General features: G+C 61.4%; 29 protein-coding genes. All 29 read left to right on the top strand.

What is annotated here, in order from left to right; genetic code table 11:
* The first annotated feature begins 7 nt into the window (after window positions 1–7).
* The 29 genes from rpsJ (at window position 8) to DFR39_RS16980 (ending at window position 15050) form a co-directional block, all read left to right on the top strand.
* Complete coding sequence (gene rpsJ, locus DFR39_RS17120) at window positions 8–319, top strand: 30S ribosomal protein S10 (protein WP_056194266.1); 312 nt, start codon at window positions 8–10, stop codon at window positions 317–319.
* A gap of 309 nt (window positions 320–628) precedes the next feature.
* On the top strand, window positions 629–1300 hold the full coding sequence (gene rplC / locus DFR39_RS17115; RefSeq protein ID WP_133605063.1) for a 50S ribosomal protein L3: 672 nt from the start codon (window positions 629–631) through the stop codon (window positions 1298–1300).
* Window positions 1300–1920 (top strand): 50S ribosomal protein L4, encoded by a 621-nt coding sequence (gene rplD / locus DFR39_RS17110; RefSeq protein WP_133605062.1) that lies wholly within the window; start codon window positions 1300–1302, stop codon window positions 1918–1920. Before rplC ends, rplD begins: the two co-directional genes overlap by 1 nt.
* Window positions 1917–2231 (top strand): 50S ribosomal protein L23, encoded by a 315-nt coding sequence (gene rplW / locus DFR39_RS17105; RefSeq protein WP_133605061.1) that lies wholly within the window; start codon window positions 1917–1919, stop codon window positions 2229–2231. Before rplD ends, rplW begins: the two co-directional genes overlap by 4 nt.
* Window positions 2232–3056, top strand: coding sequence for a 50S ribosomal protein L2 (gene rplB, locus DFR39_RS17100; protein WP_133605060.1), 825 nt, complete (start codon window positions 2232–2234; stop codon window positions 3054–3056). It abuts the gene before it with no gap.
* A gap of 13 nt (window positions 3057–3069) precedes the next feature.
* On the top strand, window positions 3070–3348 hold the full coding sequence (rpsS, locus tag DFR39_RS17095; RefSeq protein WP_088454499.1) for a 30S ribosomal protein S19: 279 nt from the start codon (window positions 3070–3072) through the stop codon (window positions 3346–3348).
* An 11-nt stretch (window positions 3349–3359) separates the two neighbouring features.
* Window positions 3360–3689 carry a 50S ribosomal protein L22 gene (rplV, locus tag DFR39_RS17090; RefSeq protein WP_133605059.1) on the top strand — a complete coding sequence of 110 codons (330 nt, stop codon included), beginning with the start codon at window positions 3360–3362 and terminating at the stop codon, window positions 3687–3689.
* A gap of 15 nt (window positions 3690–3704) precedes the next feature.
* Window positions 3705–4505: a 30S ribosomal protein S3 gene (gene rpsC, locus DFR39_RS17085; RefSeq protein ID WP_133605058.1), complete on the top strand. Its 801-nt coding sequence runs from the start codon at window positions 3705–3707 to the stop codon at window positions 4503–4505.
* A 2-nt stretch (window positions 4506–4507) separates the two neighbouring features.
* Window positions 4508–4924, top strand: a complete 417-nt coding sequence (gene rplP / locus DFR39_RS17080; RefSeq protein WP_133605057.1) for a 50S ribosomal protein L16 — start codon at window positions 4508–4510, stop codon at window positions 4922–4924.
* Window positions 4925–4938: 14 nt separating this feature from the next.
* Window positions 4939–5139, top strand: a complete 201-nt coding sequence (gene rpmC, locus DFR39_RS17075; RefSeq protein WP_133605056.1) for a 50S ribosomal protein L29 — start codon at window positions 4939–4941, stop codon at window positions 5137–5139.
* Window positions 5136–5405: a 30S ribosomal protein S17 gene (gene rpsQ / locus DFR39_RS17070; protein ID WP_133605055.1), complete on the top strand. Its 270-nt coding sequence runs from the start codon at window positions 5136–5138 to the stop codon at window positions 5403–5405. Before rpmC ends, rpsQ begins: the two co-directional genes overlap by 4 nt.
* Before the next feature lie 90 nt (window positions 5406–5495).
* Complete coding sequence (locus tag DFR39_RS17065) at window positions 5496–6005, top strand: peroxiredoxin (RefSeq protein ID WP_133605054.1); 510 nt, start codon at window positions 5496–5498, stop codon at window positions 6003–6005.
* A 272-nt stretch (window positions 6006–6277) separates the two neighbouring features.
* Window positions 6278–6646 (top strand): 50S ribosomal protein L14, encoded by a 369-nt coding sequence (gene rplN / locus DFR39_RS17060; RefSeq protein WP_088484485.1) that lies wholly within the window; start codon window positions 6278–6280, stop codon window positions 6644–6646.
* A gap of 29 nt (window positions 6647–6675) precedes the next feature.
* Entirely contained in the window at window positions 6676–6993 is a 318-nt protein-coding gene (rplX, locus tag DFR39_RS17055; RefSeq protein ID WP_133605053.1) for a 50S ribosomal protein L24, read from the top strand.
* A gap of 10 nt (window positions 6994–7003) precedes the next feature.
* A complete protein-coding gene (gene rplE / locus DFR39_RS17050; protein ID WP_133605052.1) occupies window positions 7004–7543 on the top strand; it encodes a 50S ribosomal protein L5 in 540 nt (179 codons plus the stop codon).
* Window positions 7544–7551: 8 nt separating this feature from the next.
* Window positions 7552–7857 carry a 30S ribosomal protein S14 gene (rpsN, locus tag DFR39_RS17045; protein ID WP_133605051.1) on the top strand — a complete coding sequence of 102 codons (306 nt, stop codon included), beginning with the start codon at window positions 7552–7554 and terminating at the stop codon, window positions 7855–7857.
* Window positions 7858–7882: 25 nt separating this feature from the next.
* A complete protein-coding gene (gene rpsH / locus DFR39_RS17040) occupies window positions 7883–8278 on the top strand; it encodes a 30S ribosomal protein S8 (protein WP_133605050.1) in 396 nt (131 codons plus the stop codon).
* Between the two features lie 19 nt (window positions 8279–8297).
* Window positions 8298–8831: a 50S ribosomal protein L6 gene (gene rplF / locus DFR39_RS17035; protein ID WP_133605049.1), complete on the top strand. Its 534-nt coding sequence runs from the start codon at window positions 8298–8300 to the stop codon at window positions 8829–8831.
* 11 nt (window positions 8832–8842) lie between these two features.
* Window positions 8843–9208 carry a 50S ribosomal protein L18 gene (gene rplR, locus DFR39_RS17030; protein ID WP_133605048.1) on the top strand — a complete coding sequence of 122 codons (366 nt, stop codon included), beginning with the start codon at window positions 8843–8845 and terminating at the stop codon, window positions 9206–9208.
* A gap of 18 nt (window positions 9209–9226) precedes the next feature.
* Entirely contained in the window at window positions 9227–9745 is a 519-nt protein-coding gene (rpsE, locus tag DFR39_RS17025) for a 30S ribosomal protein S5 (protein ID WP_133605047.1), read from the top strand.
* Between the two features lie 20 nt (window positions 9746–9765).
* The gene (rpmD, locus tag DFR39_RS17020) at window positions 9766–9948 is read left to right on the top strand and encodes a 50S ribosomal protein L30 (RefSeq protein ID WP_133605046.1); all 183 of its coding nucleotides are present in this window, start codon (window positions 9766–9768) and stop codon (window positions 9946–9948) included.
* A gap of 25 nt (window positions 9949–9973) precedes the next feature.
* The gene (rplO, locus tag DFR39_RS17015) at window positions 9974–10405 is read left to right on the top strand and encodes a 50S ribosomal protein L15 (RefSeq protein WP_133605045.1); all 432 of its coding nucleotides are present in this window, start codon (window positions 9974–9976) and stop codon (window positions 10403–10405) included.
* A gap of 20 nt (window positions 10406–10425) precedes the next feature.
* Entirely contained in the window at window positions 10426–11736 is a 1311-nt protein-coding gene (gene secY, locus DFR39_RS17010; RefSeq protein WP_133605044.1) for a preprotein translocase subunit SecY, read from the top strand.
* Between the two features lie 58 nt (window positions 11737–11794).
* On the top strand, window positions 11795–12013 hold the full coding sequence (gene infA, locus DFR39_RS17005) for a translation initiation factor IF-1 (RefSeq protein ID WP_009855680.1): 219 nt from the start codon (window positions 11795–11797) through the stop codon (window positions 12011–12013).
* 58 nt (window positions 12014–12071) lie between these two features.
* A complete protein-coding gene (gene rpmJ / locus DFR39_RS17000) occupies window positions 12072–12185 on the top strand; it encodes a 50S ribosomal protein L36 (RefSeq protein WP_056194202.1) in 114 nt (37 codons plus the stop codon).
* A gap of 33 nt (window positions 12186–12218) precedes the next feature.
* The gene (gene rpsM / locus DFR39_RS16995) at window positions 12219–12584 is read left to right on the top strand and encodes a 30S ribosomal protein S13 (protein ID WP_133605043.1); all 366 of its coding nucleotides are present in this window, start codon (window positions 12219–12221) and stop codon (window positions 12582–12584) included.
* A 32-nt stretch (window positions 12585–12616) separates the two neighbouring features.
* Entirely contained in the window at window positions 12617–13021 is a 405-nt protein-coding gene (gene rpsK, locus DFR39_RS16990) for a 30S ribosomal protein S11 (RefSeq protein ID WP_133605042.1), read from the top strand.
* Between the two features lie 270 nt (window positions 13022–13291).
* Window positions 13292–13915 (top strand): 30S ribosomal protein S4, encoded by a 624-nt coding sequence (gene rpsD / locus DFR39_RS16985; protein WP_133605041.1) that lies wholly within the window; start codon window positions 13292–13294, stop codon window positions 13913–13915.
* A 145-nt stretch (window positions 13916–14060) separates the two neighbouring features.
* Window positions 14061–15050 (top strand): DNA-directed RNA polymerase subunit alpha, encoded by a 990-nt coding sequence (locus DFR39_RS16980; protein ID WP_133605040.1) that lies wholly within the window; start codon window positions 14061–14063, stop codon window positions 15048–15050.
* The last annotated feature ends 88 nt before the right edge of the window (window positions 15051–15138 follow it).

Genomic DNA, 15138 nt, shown 5'->3' with positions numbered 1-15138 from the left:
AAAAGTCATGCAAAAGCAAAAGATCCGTATCCGCCTGAAGGCCTTCGATTACAAGCTGATCGACCAATCGGCTCTGGAAATCGTGGAGACCGCCAAGCGTACCGGCGCCATCGTCAAGGGCCCCGTGCCCCTGCCGACCCGCATGGAGCGTTTCGATATCCTGCGTTCGCCGCACGTCAACAAGACCTCGCGCGACCAGTTCGAGATCCGCACCCATCAGCGCCTGATGGACATCGTCGATCCGACCGACAAGACGGTCGACGCTCTGATGAAGCTCGACCTGCCCGCCGGCGTCGACGTGGAAATCAAGCTGCAGTAAATCACCCAGGCTCTTGTGGCCGGTGTTCAAAGGGCGACCTCCGGGTCGCCCTTTTTCTTGCGCGTGAGGCAAGTGCTTGCGGCAAGCATAGGGTTGACGCTATACTCGCAAGCTTTTCCGCGTTGGTGAATGCCTGCGCGGCTTCGTCGCATCGTGCGTGCGAGAGGATTTGGGCCTTTACCCCCGGTCTTCTGGTGCAAATGATGCATTTGTCAGCCCGGCCAATCGATGTCGGGTGTGTGAAATGACTGTCGGTTTGTGTGTGTCGGTGTCTCCGATGCGCGTGATCCGAAGGTCTGGAGAAAAACCATGAGTCTTAGCAATCGTCTCGGATTGCTGGGCCGCAAGGTGGGCATGATGCGCATCTTCACGGACGATGGCGACGCCATTCCCGTGACCGTGCTGGACGTGTCCAACAACCGCGTGACCCAGGTCAAGACCGAAGAGACCGACGGCTACAACGCCATTCAAGTGGCGTTCGGTGCGCGCAAAGCTTCGCGCGTGACCAAGCCGGAAGCCGGCCACCTCGCCAAGGCAGGTGTTGAAGCCGGTGAAATCCTCAAGGAATTCCGCGTTGCCGCTGATGTCGCCGCCGAGTACAAGGCCGGCGCTCAAGTGCCCGCGACCCTGTTCGCCGCTGGCCAGCTGGTCGACGTGCAGGGTACCTCGATCGGTAAGGGCTTTGCCGGCACCATCAAGCGCCACAACTTCGGTTCGCAGCGCGCTTCGCACGGTAACAGCCGCTCGCACAACGTCCCGGGCTCCATCTCGATGGCGCAGGATCCGGGTCGCGTGTTCCCCGGCAAGAAGATGTCGGGTCATCTGGGTGACGTTACGGTGACCGTGCAGAACCTGGACATCGTCCGCGTGGACGAAGCCCGCTCGCTGCTGCTGGTTCGCGGCGCCGTGCCGGGTTCCAAGAACGGCCACGTGGTCGTGCGCCCTGCCGTCAAGGTCAAGGTCAAGAAAGGAGCCAACTGATGCAGCTCGAGCTCCTGAACGAACAAGGTCAAGCCACCTCCAAGGTGGACGCGCCTGACGCCGTCTTCGCTCGCGACTACAACGAAGCCCTGGTGCACCAGGTGGTCGTGGCCTATCAGGCCAACGCCCGTCAAGGCACCCGCGCCCAGAAGGACCGCGAACAGGTCAAGCACTCGACCAAGAAGCCTTTCCGCCAGAAGGGCACCGGCCGCGCTCGCGCCGGTATGACCTCGTCGCCGCTGTGGCGCGGGGGCGGTCGCATCTTCCCGAACATGCCTGACGAGAACTTCTCGCACAAGCTGAACAAGAAGATGTACCGCGCTGGCATGGCTGCCATCCTGTCGCAGCTGGCTCGCGAAGGCCGCCTGGCCGTGGTGGACTCGATCTCGGTCGATGCCCCCAAGACCAAGCTGCTGGCTGCCAAGTTCAAGGCCATGGGTCTGGACAGCGTGATGCTGATCTCCGACCAGGTGGACGACAACCTGGCTCTGGCTTCGCGCAACCTGGCCAATGTGCTGGTTGTTGAGCCGCGCTACGCCGATCCCCTGTCGCTGGTCTTCTACAAGAAGGTGCTGGTCACCAAGGCCGCGATGGAGCAACTCAAGGAGATGCTGGCATGAGCGCCCCCAAGTATGCAGAAGGCCGTCTGGCCCAGGTGCTGCTGGCTCCCATCGTGTCCGAAAAGGCCACGGCGGTTGCTGAGAAGCACAACCAAGTCCTGTTCAAGGTCCTGCGCGACGCCACCAAGCCGGAGATCAAGGCCGCTGTTGAACTGATGTTCAAGGTCGAGGTCGAGTCCGTGTCCGTGGTGAACGTGAAGGGCAAGGTCAAGCGCTTCGGTGGCCGTGTTGGCCGTCGCGACCACGTCAAGAAGGCGTATGTGTCCCTGAAGGCTGGCCAAGAGCTTAACTTCTCCGGGGAGGCTGCGTAAATGGCCATCGTTAAAGTCAAGCCGACCTCGCCTGGCCGCCGTGCCGTGGTCAAGGTGGTGCACAAGCACCTGCACAAGGGCGCTCCCGAGGCTTCGCTGCTGGAACCCCAGAAGCAGAAGTCTGGCCGTAACAACAACGGTCACATCACGATGCGCCACAAGGGCGGTGGTCACAAGCACCACTACCGTGTGGTGGACTTCCGTCGCAACAAGGACGGCATCCCGGCCAAGGTCGAGCGCATCGAATACGACCCGAACCGTACGGCTCACATCGCTCTGGTGTGCTACGCCGACGGCGAGCGTCGCTATGTGATCGCCCCGCGCGGTCTGGAAGTGGGCTCCACCATCCTGAGCGGCTCGGAAGCGCCGATCAAGGCTGGCAACACCCTGCCGATCCGCAACATCCCCGTGGGTTCGACCATCCACTGCATCGAGCTGCTGCCCGGCAAGGGCGCCCAGCTGGTTCGTTCGGCCGGCGCTTCCGCCGTGCTGATGGCCCGCGAAGGCACCTACGCCCAGGTTCGCCTGCGCTCGGGTGAAGTGCGCAAGATCCACATCGACTGCCGCGCCACCATCGGCGAGGTGTCCAACGAAGAGCACAGCCTGCGCCAGTACGGCAAGGCCGGCGCGATCCGTTGGAAGGGCATCCGTCCGACCGTCCGCGGTACCGCCATGAACCCGGTGGACCACCCGCACGGTGGTGGCGAAGGCCGCACCGGCGAGGGTCAGGCCCCTGTGTCGCCGTGGAACACCCTGACGAAGGGCTACCGCACTCGCAACAACAAGCGCACGCAGACCTTCATCGTCTCGCGTCGCAAGAAGTAAGGGGTAGACCACCATGGCTCGTTCCCTCAAGAAGGGTCCCTTTGTGGACCATCACCTGATGGCCAAGGTCGAAAAGGCTGTGGCGATCAAGGACAAGAAGCCCATCAAGACCTGGTCGCGTCGCTCGACGATCCTGCCCGAGTTCATCGGTCTGACGATCGCTGTGCACAACGGCAAGCAGCACGTGCCGGTCTATGTGTCTGACCAGATGGTCGGTCACAAGCTGGGTGAATTCGCACTGACCCGTACCTTCAAGGGCCACCCGGCCGACAAGAAGGCCGGGAAGAAGTAAGGACTGAGACGATGGAAACCCGTGCAATCGTTCGCGGCGTCCGCCTGTCTGTCGACAAAGGTCGACTGGTGGCCGACCTGATCCGCGGCAAGAAGGTGGACCAGGCGCTCAACATCCTGGAATTCACCCAGAAGAAGGCTGCCCTCATCATCAAGAAGGCGCTGGAATCGGCTATCGCCAATGCCGAGCACAACGACGGTGCCGACATTGACGAACTGAAGGTCAAGACGATCTATGTGGAGCAAGGCGCCACGCTGAAGCGTTTCTCGGCTCGCGCCAAGGGGCGCGGCAACCGCATCAGCAAGCCCACCTGCCACATCTTCGTGACCGTCGGCAACTAAGGCGCAAGGAAGACTATGGGACAGAAAATCCATCCGGTTGGCTTCCGCCTGCCTGTCACCCGTAACTGGGCTTCGCGCTGGTACGCCAACAACCAGAACTTCGCCACCATGCTGGCCGAAGATCTGCAGGTTCGCGACTACCTGAAGGCCAAGCTCAAGAACGCCGCCGTTTCGCGCATCCTGATCGAGCGTCCCGCCAAGAACGCCCGCATCACCATCTTCTCGGCTCGTCCGGGTGTGGTGATCGGCAAGAAGGGCGAAGACATCGAAAACCTGAAGGCCGAACTGACCAAGCGTCTGGGCGTGCCGGTGGCCGTGAACATCGAGGAAGTGCGCAAGCCCGAAATCGATGCTCAGCTGATCGCCGACTCGATCACCCAGCAGCTGGAAAAGCGCATCATGTTCCGGCGCGCCATGAAGCGTGCGATGCAGAACGCCATGCGTCTGGGCGCCCAAGGCATCAAGATCATGTCTGCCGGCCGTCTGAATGGCATCGAAATCGCTCGTACCGAGTGGTATCGCGAAGGTCGTGTGCCCCTGCACACCCTGAAGGCCGACATCGACTACGGTTTCTCGGAAGCCAAGACCACCTACGGCGTCATCGGCGTCAAGGTCTGGGTGTACCGCGGTGACCGCCTGGCCAATGGCGAGGCTCCGGTGATCAACACGCCGGCTGGTGCCGAAGACGACCGTCGTCCGCGTCGCAACGCCCGTCCGGGTGCTCCTGGCAGCCGTGACGGCAAGCCGGGCGCGCGTCCCGCCGGTGCTCGCGTGGTCCGCAAGGCCCCCGCGGCCGGTGAGGCCAAAGGAGAATAAACATGCTGCAACCAGCTCGTCGCAAATTCCGCAAGGAGCAGAAGGGCCGTAACACCGGCGTCGCCACCCGCGGCGCCGCCGTGTCCTTCGGTGACTTCGGCCTGAAGGCTACCGAGCGCGGCCGTATCACGGCGCGCCAGATCGAAGCGGCTCGTCGTGCCATCTCGCGCCATATCAAGCGCGGTGGTCGCATCTTCATCCGCGTCTTCCCGGACAAGCCGATCTCCCAGAAGCCTGCCGAAGTCCGTATGGGTAACGGCAAGGGTAACCCCGAGTACTATGTGGCTGAGATTCAGCCGGGCAAGGTGCTCTATGAGATCAATGGCGTGCCGGAAGCTCTGGCTCGCGAAGCGTTCACGCTGGCCGCTGCCAAGCTGCCCCTGCGTTGCACCTTCGTGGCCCGTCAGATCGGCGCCTGATTGGAAGGAACACCATGAAAGCATCTGAACTGCGTGGCAAGGACGTCGCTGCCCTCGAGAAGGAAGTGACCGATCTGCTCAAGGCCCACTTCGGCCTGCGCATGCAAAAGGCCACCCAGCAGCTGAGCAACCACTCTCAGCTGGGCAAGGTCCGCCGCGACATCGCTCGCGCCAAGACCATCCTGGCCGAGAAGAAGAAGGAGGCCGCGAAATGACGGAAGCTCAAACCAAGAACACGCGCACCCTGATCGGTCGCGTGGTCAGCGACAAGCGCGCCAAGACCGTCACGGTCCTGATCGAGCGTCGCTCCAAGCATGAGCTGTACGGCAAGATCGTCGCTCACTCCCGCAAGTACCACGCCCACGATGAAAAGGGCGAGTACAAGATGGGTGACATCGTCGAGATCGCCGAAGGCCGTCCCATCTCCAAGACCAAGAGCTGGGTTGTGACCCGCCTGGTCGAGAAGGCGCAAGAGGTCTGATCATGCCGGCGGAGTTCGCTCCGCTGTGCTGAGGGCCGGCAGGCTGGGCAACCGGCGGCCGGCCTTTTTGTTTTTCATTGGGAGAAGATCATGTTGAAGGTCGGAGACAAGCTGCCCGCGGGTGTGCTGCAGGAGTTCATCGAGGTCGAGGGCAATGGCTGTTCCCTGGGCCCCAACAGCTTTGACATCGAGAAGGCCACCGCCGGCAAGAAGATTGCCATCTTCGCGCTGCCCGGCGCCTTCACCCCCACCTGCTCGGCCCAGCATGTGCCGGGCTATGTGGCACAGGCCGAAGCCTTCAAGGCGGCCGGCGTGGATGAGATCTGGTGCGTGTCGGTGAACGATGCTTTCGTCATGGGTGCCTGGGGGCGCGATCAGAAGACCGCAGGCAAGGTGCGCATGATGGCCGACGGCAGCGCGGCCTTCACGCAGGCCACGGGTCTGACGCTGGATCTGATCGCGCGCGGCATGGGTCTGCGCTCGCAGCGCTATTCCATGCTGGTCGTGGATGGCGTGGTCAAGACGCTCAACGTCGAAGCCCCCGGCAAGTTCGAGGTCAGCGACGCCAACACACTGCTGGCGCAGGCCAAGGCGCTCTGATCGCAAAGGTCCGTGGCTGCCGAACCTAGGTGGCTGCGGGTTTTTGCCGGGCAGGCCCTTGACATGAGGGGTCAATTGCCCGCACAATACAAAGCTTCGCCGAACGTCGGGCGCATCTGGTGGTGCGTTTACGGCCTCGGGTTCGCCCTCAACCGCCGGGCGCAAGGTGTCTGCAATGGGTGCCGAGCGAACGGTCCACGGGCCCAAGACTGACCGTTGAGGTCTGCTGCGATGGTCGCAGCAGGTGGATACGGGAAAAGTTGGGGACAGACATGATTCAAATGCAATCGCGGCTTGATGTCGCGGACAACACTGGCGCCAAGTCCGTCATGTGCATCAAGGTGCTGGGTGGTTCCAAGCGCCGTTATGCGCATATTGGCGACATCATCAAGGTCAGCATCAAAGAAGCCGCACCGCGTGGCCGCGTCAAGAAGGGCGAGGTCTATAGCGCTGTGGTGGTGCGTACCGCCAAGGGCGTGCGCCGCCAGGATGGTTCCCTGGTGAAGTTCGACGGCAATGCCGCCGTGCTGCTGAATGCCAAGCTGGAGCCCATCGGCACCCGTATCTTCGGCCCCGTGACGCGTGAACTGCGTACCGAGCGCTTCATGAAGATCGTGTCGCTGGCGCCCGAGGTGCTCTAAGCGCCTCGCTGCAGAACAAAGGTACTGCCATGAACAAGATTCGTAAAGGCGACGAGGTCATCGTGCTGACCGGCCGCGACAAGGGCAAGCGCGGCGTCGTGTCGCAGCGTGTCGATGACTCCCACCTGGTGGTGGAAGGCGTCAATGTCGTGAAGAAGCACGCCAAGCCCAATCCCATGAAGGGCACCACCGGTGGTGTGATCGATAAGACCATGCCCATCCATCAATCCAACGTGGCGATTTTCAACGCCGCCTCCGGCAAGGCCGATCGCGTGGGCATCAAGCTGCTCGCCGATGGCAAGAAGGTGCGCGTCTACAAGTCGACCGGCGAAGAGATCAAGGCTTAAGAGGTCCGACATGGCTCGTTTGCAAGCGTTTTATCGCGAAAAAGTCGTTCCCGGCCTGACCGAGAAGTTTGGCTACAAGTCTGTGATGGAAGTGCCGCGCATCACCAAGATCACCCTGAACATGGGTGTGAGTGAAGCCGTCGCCGACAAGAAGGTCATGGATCACGCCGTGGGCGACCTGACCAAGATCGCCGGCCAGAAGCCTGTGGTCACCAAGTCGAAGAAGGCTATCGCCGGCTTCAAGATCCGTGACGGCGTGCCCATCGGCTGCATGGTGACCCTGCGTGGCGTCCAGATGTATGAATTCCTGGACCGCTTCGTGACCATCGCCCTGCCGCGCGTTCGCGACTTCCGTGGTATCTCCGGTCGTTCGTTTGACGGCCGTGGCAACTACAACATCGGCGTCAAAGAACAGATCATCTTCCCCGAAATCGAGTACGACAAGGTGGATGCTCTGCGTGGTCTGAATATCAGCATCACGACGACTGCCAAGACGGACGACGAAGCGAAGGCCCTGCTGGCCGCGTTCAAGTTCCCGTTCAAGAACTGAGGTGACCCGTGGCAAAACTCTCGATCAAGCAACGTGAGCTGAAGCGCGAACAACTGGTCGCCAAGTTCTCCAAGAAGTACGCCGAACTCAAGGCCATCATTGATGACGCCAAGAAGTCGGACGAGGAGCGCTATGCAGCCCGTCTGGAGCTGCAAAAGCTGCCCCGCAATGCCAACCCCACTCGTCTGCGCAACCGCTGCGAGTTGACCGGTCGTCCCCGCGGTACCTTCCGCAAGTTCGGCCTGGCCCGTAACAAGATTCGTGAACTGGCTTTCAAGGGCGACATCCCCGGTGTCGTCAAGGCTAGCTGGTAATCGGCACGATTAGGAGAAATCGCAAATGAGCATGAGTGATCCTATCGCCGATATGCTGACTCGCATTCGCAACGCCCAGAGCGTTGAGAAGGCCAGCGTCGTGATGCCTTCCAGCAAGCTGAAGGTTGCGATCGCCAAGGTCCTCAAGGACGAGGGCTATATCGACGGTTTCGCGGTGCGCGGTGATGCCGCTCGCCCCGAGCTGGAGATTGCGCTGAAGTATTACGCCGGTCGCCCGGTGATCGAGCGCATCGAGCGCGTGAGCCGTCCCGGCCTGCGCATCTACAAGGGCCGTCACGACATTCCTCAGGTCATGAATGGCCTGGGCGTGGCGATCGTCACCACCCCCAAGGGTGTGATGACTGACCGCAAGGCACGTCAAGCCGGTATCGGCGGCGAAGTGCTCTGCTACGTCGCCTAAGCGCAAGGAGAGACAGACAATGTCCCGCGTTGGAAAAATGCCGGTCGTCGTCCCGCAAGGCGTGGACGTGACCATCAGCGCTGAGCAGATCAGCGTCAAGGGCTCGCTGGGCACGCTGGTGCGTCCCGTCAATGCCCTGGTGACCGTGAAGAATGAAGGCGGCAAGCTGAGCTTTGTGCCCGTGAACGAATCGGCCGAGGCCGATGCGATGAGCGGCACGATGCGTGCCCTGGTGGCCAATATGGTCAACGGCGTCAGCAAGGGCTTCGAGAAGAAGCTGAATCTGGTGGGCGTGGGCTTCCGTGCCCAGGCGCAAGGCCAGAAGCTGAACCTGCAGATCGGTTTCTCTCATCCCGTGGTGAAGGACATGCCCGCCGGCATCAAGGTGGAATGCCCGACCCAGACCGAAATCCTGATCAAGGGTTCGGACCGCCAGGTGGTCGGCCAGATCGCCGCTGAGGTGCGTGCCTTCCGTCCGCCCGAGCCCTACAAGGGCAAGGGCATCCGCTACGCCGACGAGAAGGTTTCCCTCAAGGAAACCAAGAAGAAGTAAGGAGCAGCGCCATGATGACCAAGAAAGAACAGCGCCTGCGCCGCTCGCGTCAGACCCGTGCCCGCATTGCTCTGCAGCGCGTCGCCCGCCTGACCGTGTTCCGCTCGAACCTGCACATTTACGCCAACGTCATCTCCGAAGATGGTGGTCGCGTGCTGGCCAGCGCTTCGACCGTCGAGAAGGAAGTCCGCGAACAGCTGGGCGCTTCCGGCAAGGGTGGCAATGTGTCCGCCGCCACGCTGATCGGCAAGCGCATCGCCGAGAAGGCCAAGGCTGCCGGCATCGAGAAGGTTGCCTTCGACCGCGCTGGCTTTGCCTACCACGGCCGTATCAAGGCCCTGGCTGAAGCCGCCCGCGAAGCCGGCCTGCAGTTCTGACGCACAAAGGATTAGGAAATGGCAAAGTTTCAACCCCGCGCGCAGACTGAAGGCAATGACGACGGCCTGCGCGAGAAGATGATTGCGGTCAACCGCGTCACGAAGGTGGTCAAGGGCGGCCGTACGCTGTCCTTCGCTGCCCTGACCGTGGTTGGTGATGGCGATGGCCGTATCGGCATGGGCAAGGGCAAGGCGAAGGAAGTTCCCGTCGCCGTGCAGAAGGCCATGGAGTCGGCTCGCCGCAATATGTTCAAGGTGAACCTGAAGAACGGTAGCGTCCATCACAACGTGGTGGGTGAGCACGGTGCTTCGCGCGTCATGCTGGCCCCGGCTCCGACCGGTACCGGCGTGATCGCCGGCGGCCCGATGCGTGCCGTCTTCGAGGTGATGGGTGTGACCGACATCGTGTCCAAGAGCCACGGTTCGACCAACCCTTACAACATGGTCCGCGCCACGCTGGACGCGCTCAAGCGCTCCACCACCGCTGCGGAAGTCGCTGCCAAGCGCGGCAAGACTGTTGAAGACATCTTCAACTGATCAGCCGACTGGAGAGACAGATGTCTGATAAGAAAACCCTGACGGTCAAGCTGGTCCGCAGCCCTATCGGCTGCCGCGCCTCGCACCGCGCCACTGTGGTTGGTCTGGGCCTGCGCAAGCTGAACAGCACCAAGACGCTGGAAGACACGCCGGCTGTGCGCGGCATGATCAACAAGATCGCTTACCTCGTGCAGGTGCTGTAAGCACCAGCCGAATAGAGGACAAGAGATGCAACTCAATACCATCAAGCCCGCCGCTGGTGCCAAGCACGCCAAGCGTCGCGTGGGCCGTGGCATCGGCTCCGGCCTGGGCAAGACCGCTGGTCGTGGTCACAAGGGTCAGAAGTCGCGTGCTGGCGGCTTCCACAAGGTTGGCTTCGAAGGCGGTCAAATGCCGCTGCAGCGCCGCCTGCCCAAGCGCGGTTTCAAGTCGCAGAACAAGCCCTTCGTGGCTGAGATCAACCTGTCCGACCTGCAGAAGCTGGCCGGCGAGGAGATCGATCTGCTGACGCTGAAGGCCGTCGGCCTGGTGTCCGAGCTGGTGAAGACCGTCAAGGTCATCCAGTCCGGTGCAATCAGCCGCAAGGTCACGCTCAAGGGCGTGGGTGCCACGGCTGGCGCCAAGGCTGCCATCGAAGCCGCTGGCGGTTCTGTCGCTTAAAGCTTTAGGAACGGGGCACAGTGGCTACCAACGCAAACCAACTGGCCAAGAGCGGCAAGTTCGGCGACCTGCGTCGTCGGCTTGTTTTCCTGTTGCTGGCATTGGTCGTGTACCGAATCGGGGCGCATATTCCCGTGCCGGGCATTGACCCTGTTCAACTGCAACAGCTCTTCAAAGGCCAGCAGGGCGGCATCCTGAGCCTGTTCAATATGTTCTCGGGCGGTGCGCTGTCGCGCTTTACCGTCTTCGCGCTGGGCATCATGCCCTACATCTCGGCCTCGATCGTCATGCAGTTGATGACGTACGTGGTGCCGAGCCTGGAAGCGCTGAAGAAGGAAGGCGAGGCGGGGCGTCGCAAGATCACGCAGTACACGCGCTACGGCACTCTGGGCCTTGCGATTTTCCAGTCCCTGAGCATCGCTCTGGCCCTGGAAAGCTCGCCCGGCCTGGTGCTCAGCCCTGGTTTTGGTTTCCGCATGACCGCGGTGACCAGCCTGGTGGCCGGCACGATGTTTCTGATGTGGCTGGGTGAGCAGATTACCGAGCGTGGTCTGGGCAACGGGATTTCGATCCTGATCTTCGCGGGTATTGCCGCGGGTCTGCCCAGCGCCATTGGTGGCCTGCTGGAGCTGGTGCGAACCGGCGCGATGAGCATCATTTCCTCGATCTTCATCGTCGCCATCGTCATCGCCGTGACCTATCTGGTGGTGTTCGTCGAGCGTGGTCAGCGCAAGATCTTGGTGAATTACGCCAAGCGCCAGGTGGGCAACAAGGTGTATGGCGGCCAGAGCTCGCACCTGCCGCTCAAGCTCAATATGTCCGGCGTGATCCCCCCGATCTTCGCGTCGTCCATCATCCTGCTGCCTACCACGATCGTGAGTTGGTTTGCCACGGGTGACGGCCTGCGCTGGTTGAAAGATCTCGCGGATGTGCTGCGCCCCGGTCAGCCGATTTATGTGCTGCTGTACGCTGCTGCCATCGTGTTCTTCTGCTTCTTCTACACGGCTCTGGTGTTCAACAGTCGTGAGACCGCAGACAACCTGAAGAAGAGCGGCGCCTTTATCCCCGGGATTCGTCCTGGAGACCAGACGGCCAAGCATATTGACAAGATCCTGGCTCGCCTGACCCTGGTCGGTGCGGTCTACATCACGGCGGTCTGTTTGCTGCCTGAGTTCCTGGTGCTGAAGTACAACGTTCCGTTCTACTTCGGTGGCACGTCCTTGTTGATCATCGTGGTCGTGACGATGGACTTCTGGACTCAGGTGCAGTCGTATGTGATGAGTCAGCAGTACGAGTCGCTGCTGAAGAAGGCGAACTTCAAAGCCAGCTGAGAAGCCGGTTCAATTTGATTAACAACATTCCTCTTGGAACAGGAAACGTGGGCAGGGCATGGCGAAAGACGACGTCATTCAAATGCAGGGCGAGATTCTTGAGAACCTCCCCAACGCCACGTTCCGAGTCAAGCTGGAAAATGGGCATGTCGTCCTCGGACACATCTCCGGCAAGATGCGTATGCATTACATCCGCATCTTGCCTGGTGACAAAGTGACTGTGGAGCTGACGCCCTACGATTTGAGTCGTGCTCGCATCGTATTCCGGGCGAAGTGAGCTTTTGAATACCCCCGGGGACGCGCGCAGCGCTAAAGAGTAGGTCAAGGAGCAGACCATGAAAGTTTCGGCATCCGTCAAGCAAATGTGCCGCAATTGCAAGATCATCCGTCGCAAGGGCGTGGTGCGTGTGATCTGTACCGATCCGCGCCACAAGCAGCGTCAAGGCTGATTGCAGCACGACTAATAGCGAGAGAGAACGCACATGGCACGTATTGCTGGTATCAACATTCCGCCGCAAAAGCACACCGAGATCGGTCTGACCTCGATCTACGGCATTGGCCGTACGACCGCGCAGAAGATCTGCACCGCTTGCGGTATTCCGTTCGACAAGAAGGTCAAGGACCTCACCGACGCTGATCTGGAAAAGATCCGTGAAGCCGTGGGCGCCATGACCATCGAAGGCGATCTGCGCCGCGAGATGTCGATCAACATCAAGCGCTTGATGGACCTGGGTTGCTACCGCGGTTTCCGTCATCGCCGTGGTCTGCCGATGCGCGGCCAGCGTACCCGTACGAATGCCCGCACCCGCAAGGGTCCGCGCAAGTCGGCGGCTACCGGCAAGAAGTGATCTCGCGGCAACCGTACTGAAAGAAGGTCAATATGGCAAAAGCACCTAATAACTCGGCTGCCCAGCGCGTTCGCAAGAAGGTCCGCAAGAACGTGGCCGACGGCGTTGCCCACGTGCACGCCTCGTTCAACAACACCATCATCACCATCACCGACCGTCAAGGCGGCGCTCTGAGCTGGGCCTCCTCCGGTGGCCAGGGCTTCAAGGGCTCGCGCAAGTCGACGCCTTTCGCTGCCCAGGTGGCTGCTGAGGTTGCTGGCCGCGCCGCTCAAGAGCAAGGCATCAAGAACCTGGACGTCAAGATCAAGGGCCCCGGCCCCGGCCGTGAGTCGTCGGTGCGCGCACTGGCTGCTCTGGGCATCCGTATCAACTCGATCTCGGACGTGACCCCCGTTCCGCACAACGGCTGCCGCCCGCAGAAGCGTCGCCGCATCTAAGCTTCGATTCAAACCGAAGTTTGTGCGATAATCGCTAGTTCGATTACCCAGCCGGCTGGTGCTTTTAGCGCCAGCCGGCCGTTTTGCTGAGATGCTGGTTCGGTGCCTTTAGGCGCTTGGTCAGCACTCGACGGCGGCAACGCCGGTTTCCCAGAGGTCTTGTGATCTCTATAAGCCCACCGTCCGAGCCCATGACAACACCGGCCGGACTCGCGCTTCATACGCTCAGCAATGGGCCTTGATGCGTCAGATTGAACAAGGACACTCAAAGTGGCACGTTACCTCGGCCCGAAGGCCAAACTTTCCCGCCGCGAAGGCACCGACCTGTTCCTGAAGAGCGCCCGCCGCGCCATCAGCGACAAGGCCAAGTTCGACAGCAAGCCGGGCCAGCATGGCCGCACCTCGGGCCAGCGCACCAGCGACTTCGGCCTGCAACTGCGTGAAAAGCAGAAGGTCAAGCGCATGTACGGCGTGCTGGAGCGTCAGTTCCGCCGCTACTTCGCCGAAGCCGAGCGCCGCAAGGGCTCGACCGGCGTGAACCTGCTGCAACTGCTGGAATCGCGTCTGGACAATGTGGTCTACCGCATGGGCTTCGGTTCGACCCGTGCCGAAGCACGTCAGCTGGTTTCCCACAAGGGCATCACCGTGAACGGCGAAGTCGTGAACATCGCCTCCTACCTGGTGAAGGCCGGTGACGTGGTCGCTGTGCGTGAGAAGGCCAAGAAGCAGCTGCGCGTGCTGGACGCGTTCAAGCTGGCCGAGTCCGTGGGCATGCCCGCCTGGGTTCAGGTCGACGGCAGCAAGCTGGAAGGCATCTTCAAGAAGACGCCGGACCGCGATGAGTTCGGCGCCGAAATCAACGAATCGCTGATCGTTGAGTTGTACTCGCGTTAATCGTGAAGTCCCGGCCGGGCGGCCCCATATGGGCCCGCTCGGCTTTGCCGTTTTCCTCGTCCGGGCGCGGGCTGTTTGTGCTGCGCCTGGTTGGTCCCTCAGCCTTATCGGTGTAACGAACCGAGGGTATTGAAAGAAAGACCTCATGCAAACCAATCTGCTCAAACCCAAGTCCATCAATGTGGAGCCCCTGGGCGGTCATCGCGCCAAGGTCACTCTGGAGCCGTTCGAACGCGGTTATGGCCACACCCTGGGCAACGCCCTGCGCCGTGTGCTGCTGTCCTCGATGGTGGGTTATGCGCCGACGGAAGTGACGATTGCCGGCGTGCTGCACGAGTACTCGGCCATCGACGGCGTGCAAGAGGACGTGGTTCACATCATGCTGAACCTCAAGGGCGTGGTCTTCCGTCTGCATAACCGCGAGGAAGTCACCCTGGTCCTGCGCAAGGAAGGTGAAGGCCCGGTCACGGCCGCCGACATCCAGACCCCGCACGACGTCGAGATCATCAATCCCGAGCACGTGATCGCCCATCTGTCGCAAGGCGGCAAGCTGGACATGCAGATCAAGGTCGAGAAGGGCCGTGGCTATGTGCCCGGCAATATGCGCCGCTACGGCGACGAGCCGACCAAGAGCATCGGCCGCATCGTTCTGGATGCGTCGTTCTCGCCGGTCAAGCGCGTCAGCTACGCCGTGGAGAATGCCCGCGTCGAGCAGCGTACCGACCTGGACAAGCTGGTCATGGAGATCGAAACCAACGGCGCCATCTCGCCCGAGGAAGCGATCCGCGCCTCCGCCAAGATCCTGGTTGAGCAACTGGCCGTCTTCGCCCAGCTGCAAGGCACCGATCTGGTGGACGCTTTCGACCAGCCGGCCCAGCGCTCCAGCAGCTTCGATCCTATCCTGCTGCGCCCGGTCGACGAGCTCGAGCTCACCGTGCGCTCGGCCAACTGCCTGAAGGCCGAGAACATCTACTACATCGGTGACCTGATCCAGCGTACCGAGACCGAGCTGCTCAAGACCCCCAACCTGGGTCGCAAGTCGCTCAACGAAATCAAGGAAGTGCTGGCTTCGCGTGGTCTGACTCTGGGCGCCCGCCTGGAAAACTGGCCGCCGCAAGGTCTGGACAAGCGTTGATTTTTTGAAGAGAGAAGGGTGGCGCGTTGACAAACGCCACCCGGTGCACCCGGCAGTACCTGATCCGGCTGCCGGTCATTACATAGTA

This window comes from Roseateles asaccharophilus, assembly GCF_004362405.1.
GTDB lineage: Bacteria > Pseudomonadota > Gammaproteobacteria > Burkholderiales > Burkholderiaceae_C > Kinneretia > Kinneretia asaccharophila.
This window is presented reverse-complemented; position numbering and strand designations above follow the sequence as displayed.

What these genes read in the sequence shown, in the direction of transcription:
- rplV (WP_133605059.1), top strand. Translation starts at nt 3,360, where the DNA reads ATGGAAACCCGTGCAATCGTTCGCGGCGTCCGCCTGTCTGTCGACAAA.
- rpsQ (WP_133605055.1), top strand. Translation starts at nt 5,136, where the DNA reads ATGACGGAAGCTCAAACCAAGAACACGCGCACCCTGATCGGTCGCGTG.
- rplO (WP_133605045.1), top strand. Translation starts at nt 9,974, where the DNA reads ATGCAACTCAATACCATCAAGCCCGCCGCTGGTGCCAAGCACGCCAAG.
- rpsJ (WP_056194266.1), top strand. Translation starts at nt 8, where the DNA reads ATGCAAAAGCAAAAGATCCGTATCCGCCTGAAGGCCTTCGATTACAAG.
- rplN (WP_088484485.1), top strand. Translation starts at nt 6,278, where the DNA reads ATGATTCAAATGCAATCGCGGCTTGATGTCGCGGACAACACTGGCGCC.
- rplD (WP_133605062.1), top strand. Translation starts at nt 1,300, where the DNA reads ATGCAGCTCGAGCTCCTGAACGAACAAGGTCAAGCCACCTCCAAGGTG.
- rpsC (WP_133605058.1), top strand. Translation starts at nt 3,705, where the DNA reads ATGGGACAGAAAATCCATCCGGTTGGCTTCCGCCTGCCTGTCACCCGT.
- rplC (WP_133605063.1), top strand. Translation starts at nt 629, where the DNA reads ATGAGTCTTAGCAATCGTCTCGGATTGCTGGGCCGCAAGGTGGGCATG.
- rplB (WP_133605060.1), top strand. Translation starts at nt 2,232, where the DNA reads ATGGCCATCGTTAAAGTCAAGCCGACCTCGCCTGGCCGCCGTGCCGTG.
- rplX (WP_133605053.1), top strand. Translation starts at nt 6,676, where the DNA reads ATGAACAAGATTCGTAAAGGCGACGAGGTCATCGTGCTGACCGGCCGC.
- rpsM (WP_133605043.1), top strand. Translation starts at nt 12,219, where the DNA reads ATGGCACGTATTGCTGGTATCAACATTCCGCCGCAAAAGCACACCGAG.
- DFR39_RS16980 (WP_133605040.1), top strand. Translation starts at nt 14,061, where the DNA reads ATGCAAACCAATCTGCTCAAACCCAAGTCCATCAATGTGGAGCCCCTG.
- rpsH (WP_133605050.1), top strand. Translation starts at nt 7,883, where the DNA reads ATGAGCATGAGTGATCCTATCGCCGATATGCTGACTCGCATTCGCAAC.
- rplR (WP_133605048.1), top strand. Translation starts at nt 8,843, where the DNA reads ATGATGACCAAGAAAGAACAGCGCCTGCGCCGCTCGCGTCAGACCCGT.
- rplF (WP_133605049.1), top strand. Translation starts at nt 8,298, where the DNA reads ATGTCCCGCGTTGGAAAAATGCCGGTCGTCGTCCCGCAAGGCGTGGAC.
- rpsK (WP_133605042.1), top strand. Translation starts at nt 12,617, where the DNA reads ATGGCAAAAGCACCTAATAACTCGGCTGCCCAGCGCGTTCGCAAGAAG.
- rpsS (WP_088454499.1), top strand. Translation starts at nt 3,070, where the DNA reads ATGGCTCGTTCCCTCAAGAAGGGTCCCTTTGTGGACCATCACCTGATG.
- rpmJ (WP_056194202.1), top strand. Translation starts at nt 12,072, where the DNA reads ATGAAAGTTTCGGCATCCGTCAAGCAAATGTGCCGCAATTGCAAGATC.
- rplE (WP_133605052.1), top strand. Translation starts at nt 7,004, where the DNA reads ATGGCTCGTTTGCAAGCGTTTTATCGCGAAAAAGTCGTTCCCGGCCTG.
- DFR39_RS17065 (WP_133605054.1), top strand. Translation starts at nt 5,496, where the DNA reads ATGTTGAAGGTCGGAGACAAGCTGCCCGCGGGTGTGCTGCAGGAGTTC.
- infA (WP_009855680.1), top strand. Translation starts at nt 11,795, where the DNA reads ATGGCGAAAGACGACGTCATTCAAATGCAGGGCGAGATTCTTGAGAAC.
- rplW (WP_133605061.1), top strand. Translation starts at nt 1,917, where the DNA reads ATGAGCGCCCCCAAGTATGCAGAAGGCCGTCTGGCCCAGGTGCTGCTG.
- rpmD (WP_133605046.1), top strand. Translation starts at nt 9,766, where the DNA reads ATGTCTGATAAGAAAACCCTGACGGTCAAGCTGGTCCGCAGCCCTATC.
- rpsE (WP_133605047.1), top strand. Translation starts at nt 9,227, where the DNA reads ATGGCAAAGTTTCAACCCCGCGCGCAGACTGAAGGCAATGACGACGGC.
- rplP (WP_133605057.1), top strand. Translation starts at nt 4,508, where the DNA reads ATGCTGCAACCAGCTCGTCGCAAATTCCGCAAGGAGCAGAAGGGCCGT.
- rpmC (WP_133605056.1), top strand. Translation starts at nt 4,939, where the DNA reads ATGAAAGCATCTGAACTGCGTGGCAAGGACGTCGCTGCCCTCGAGAAG.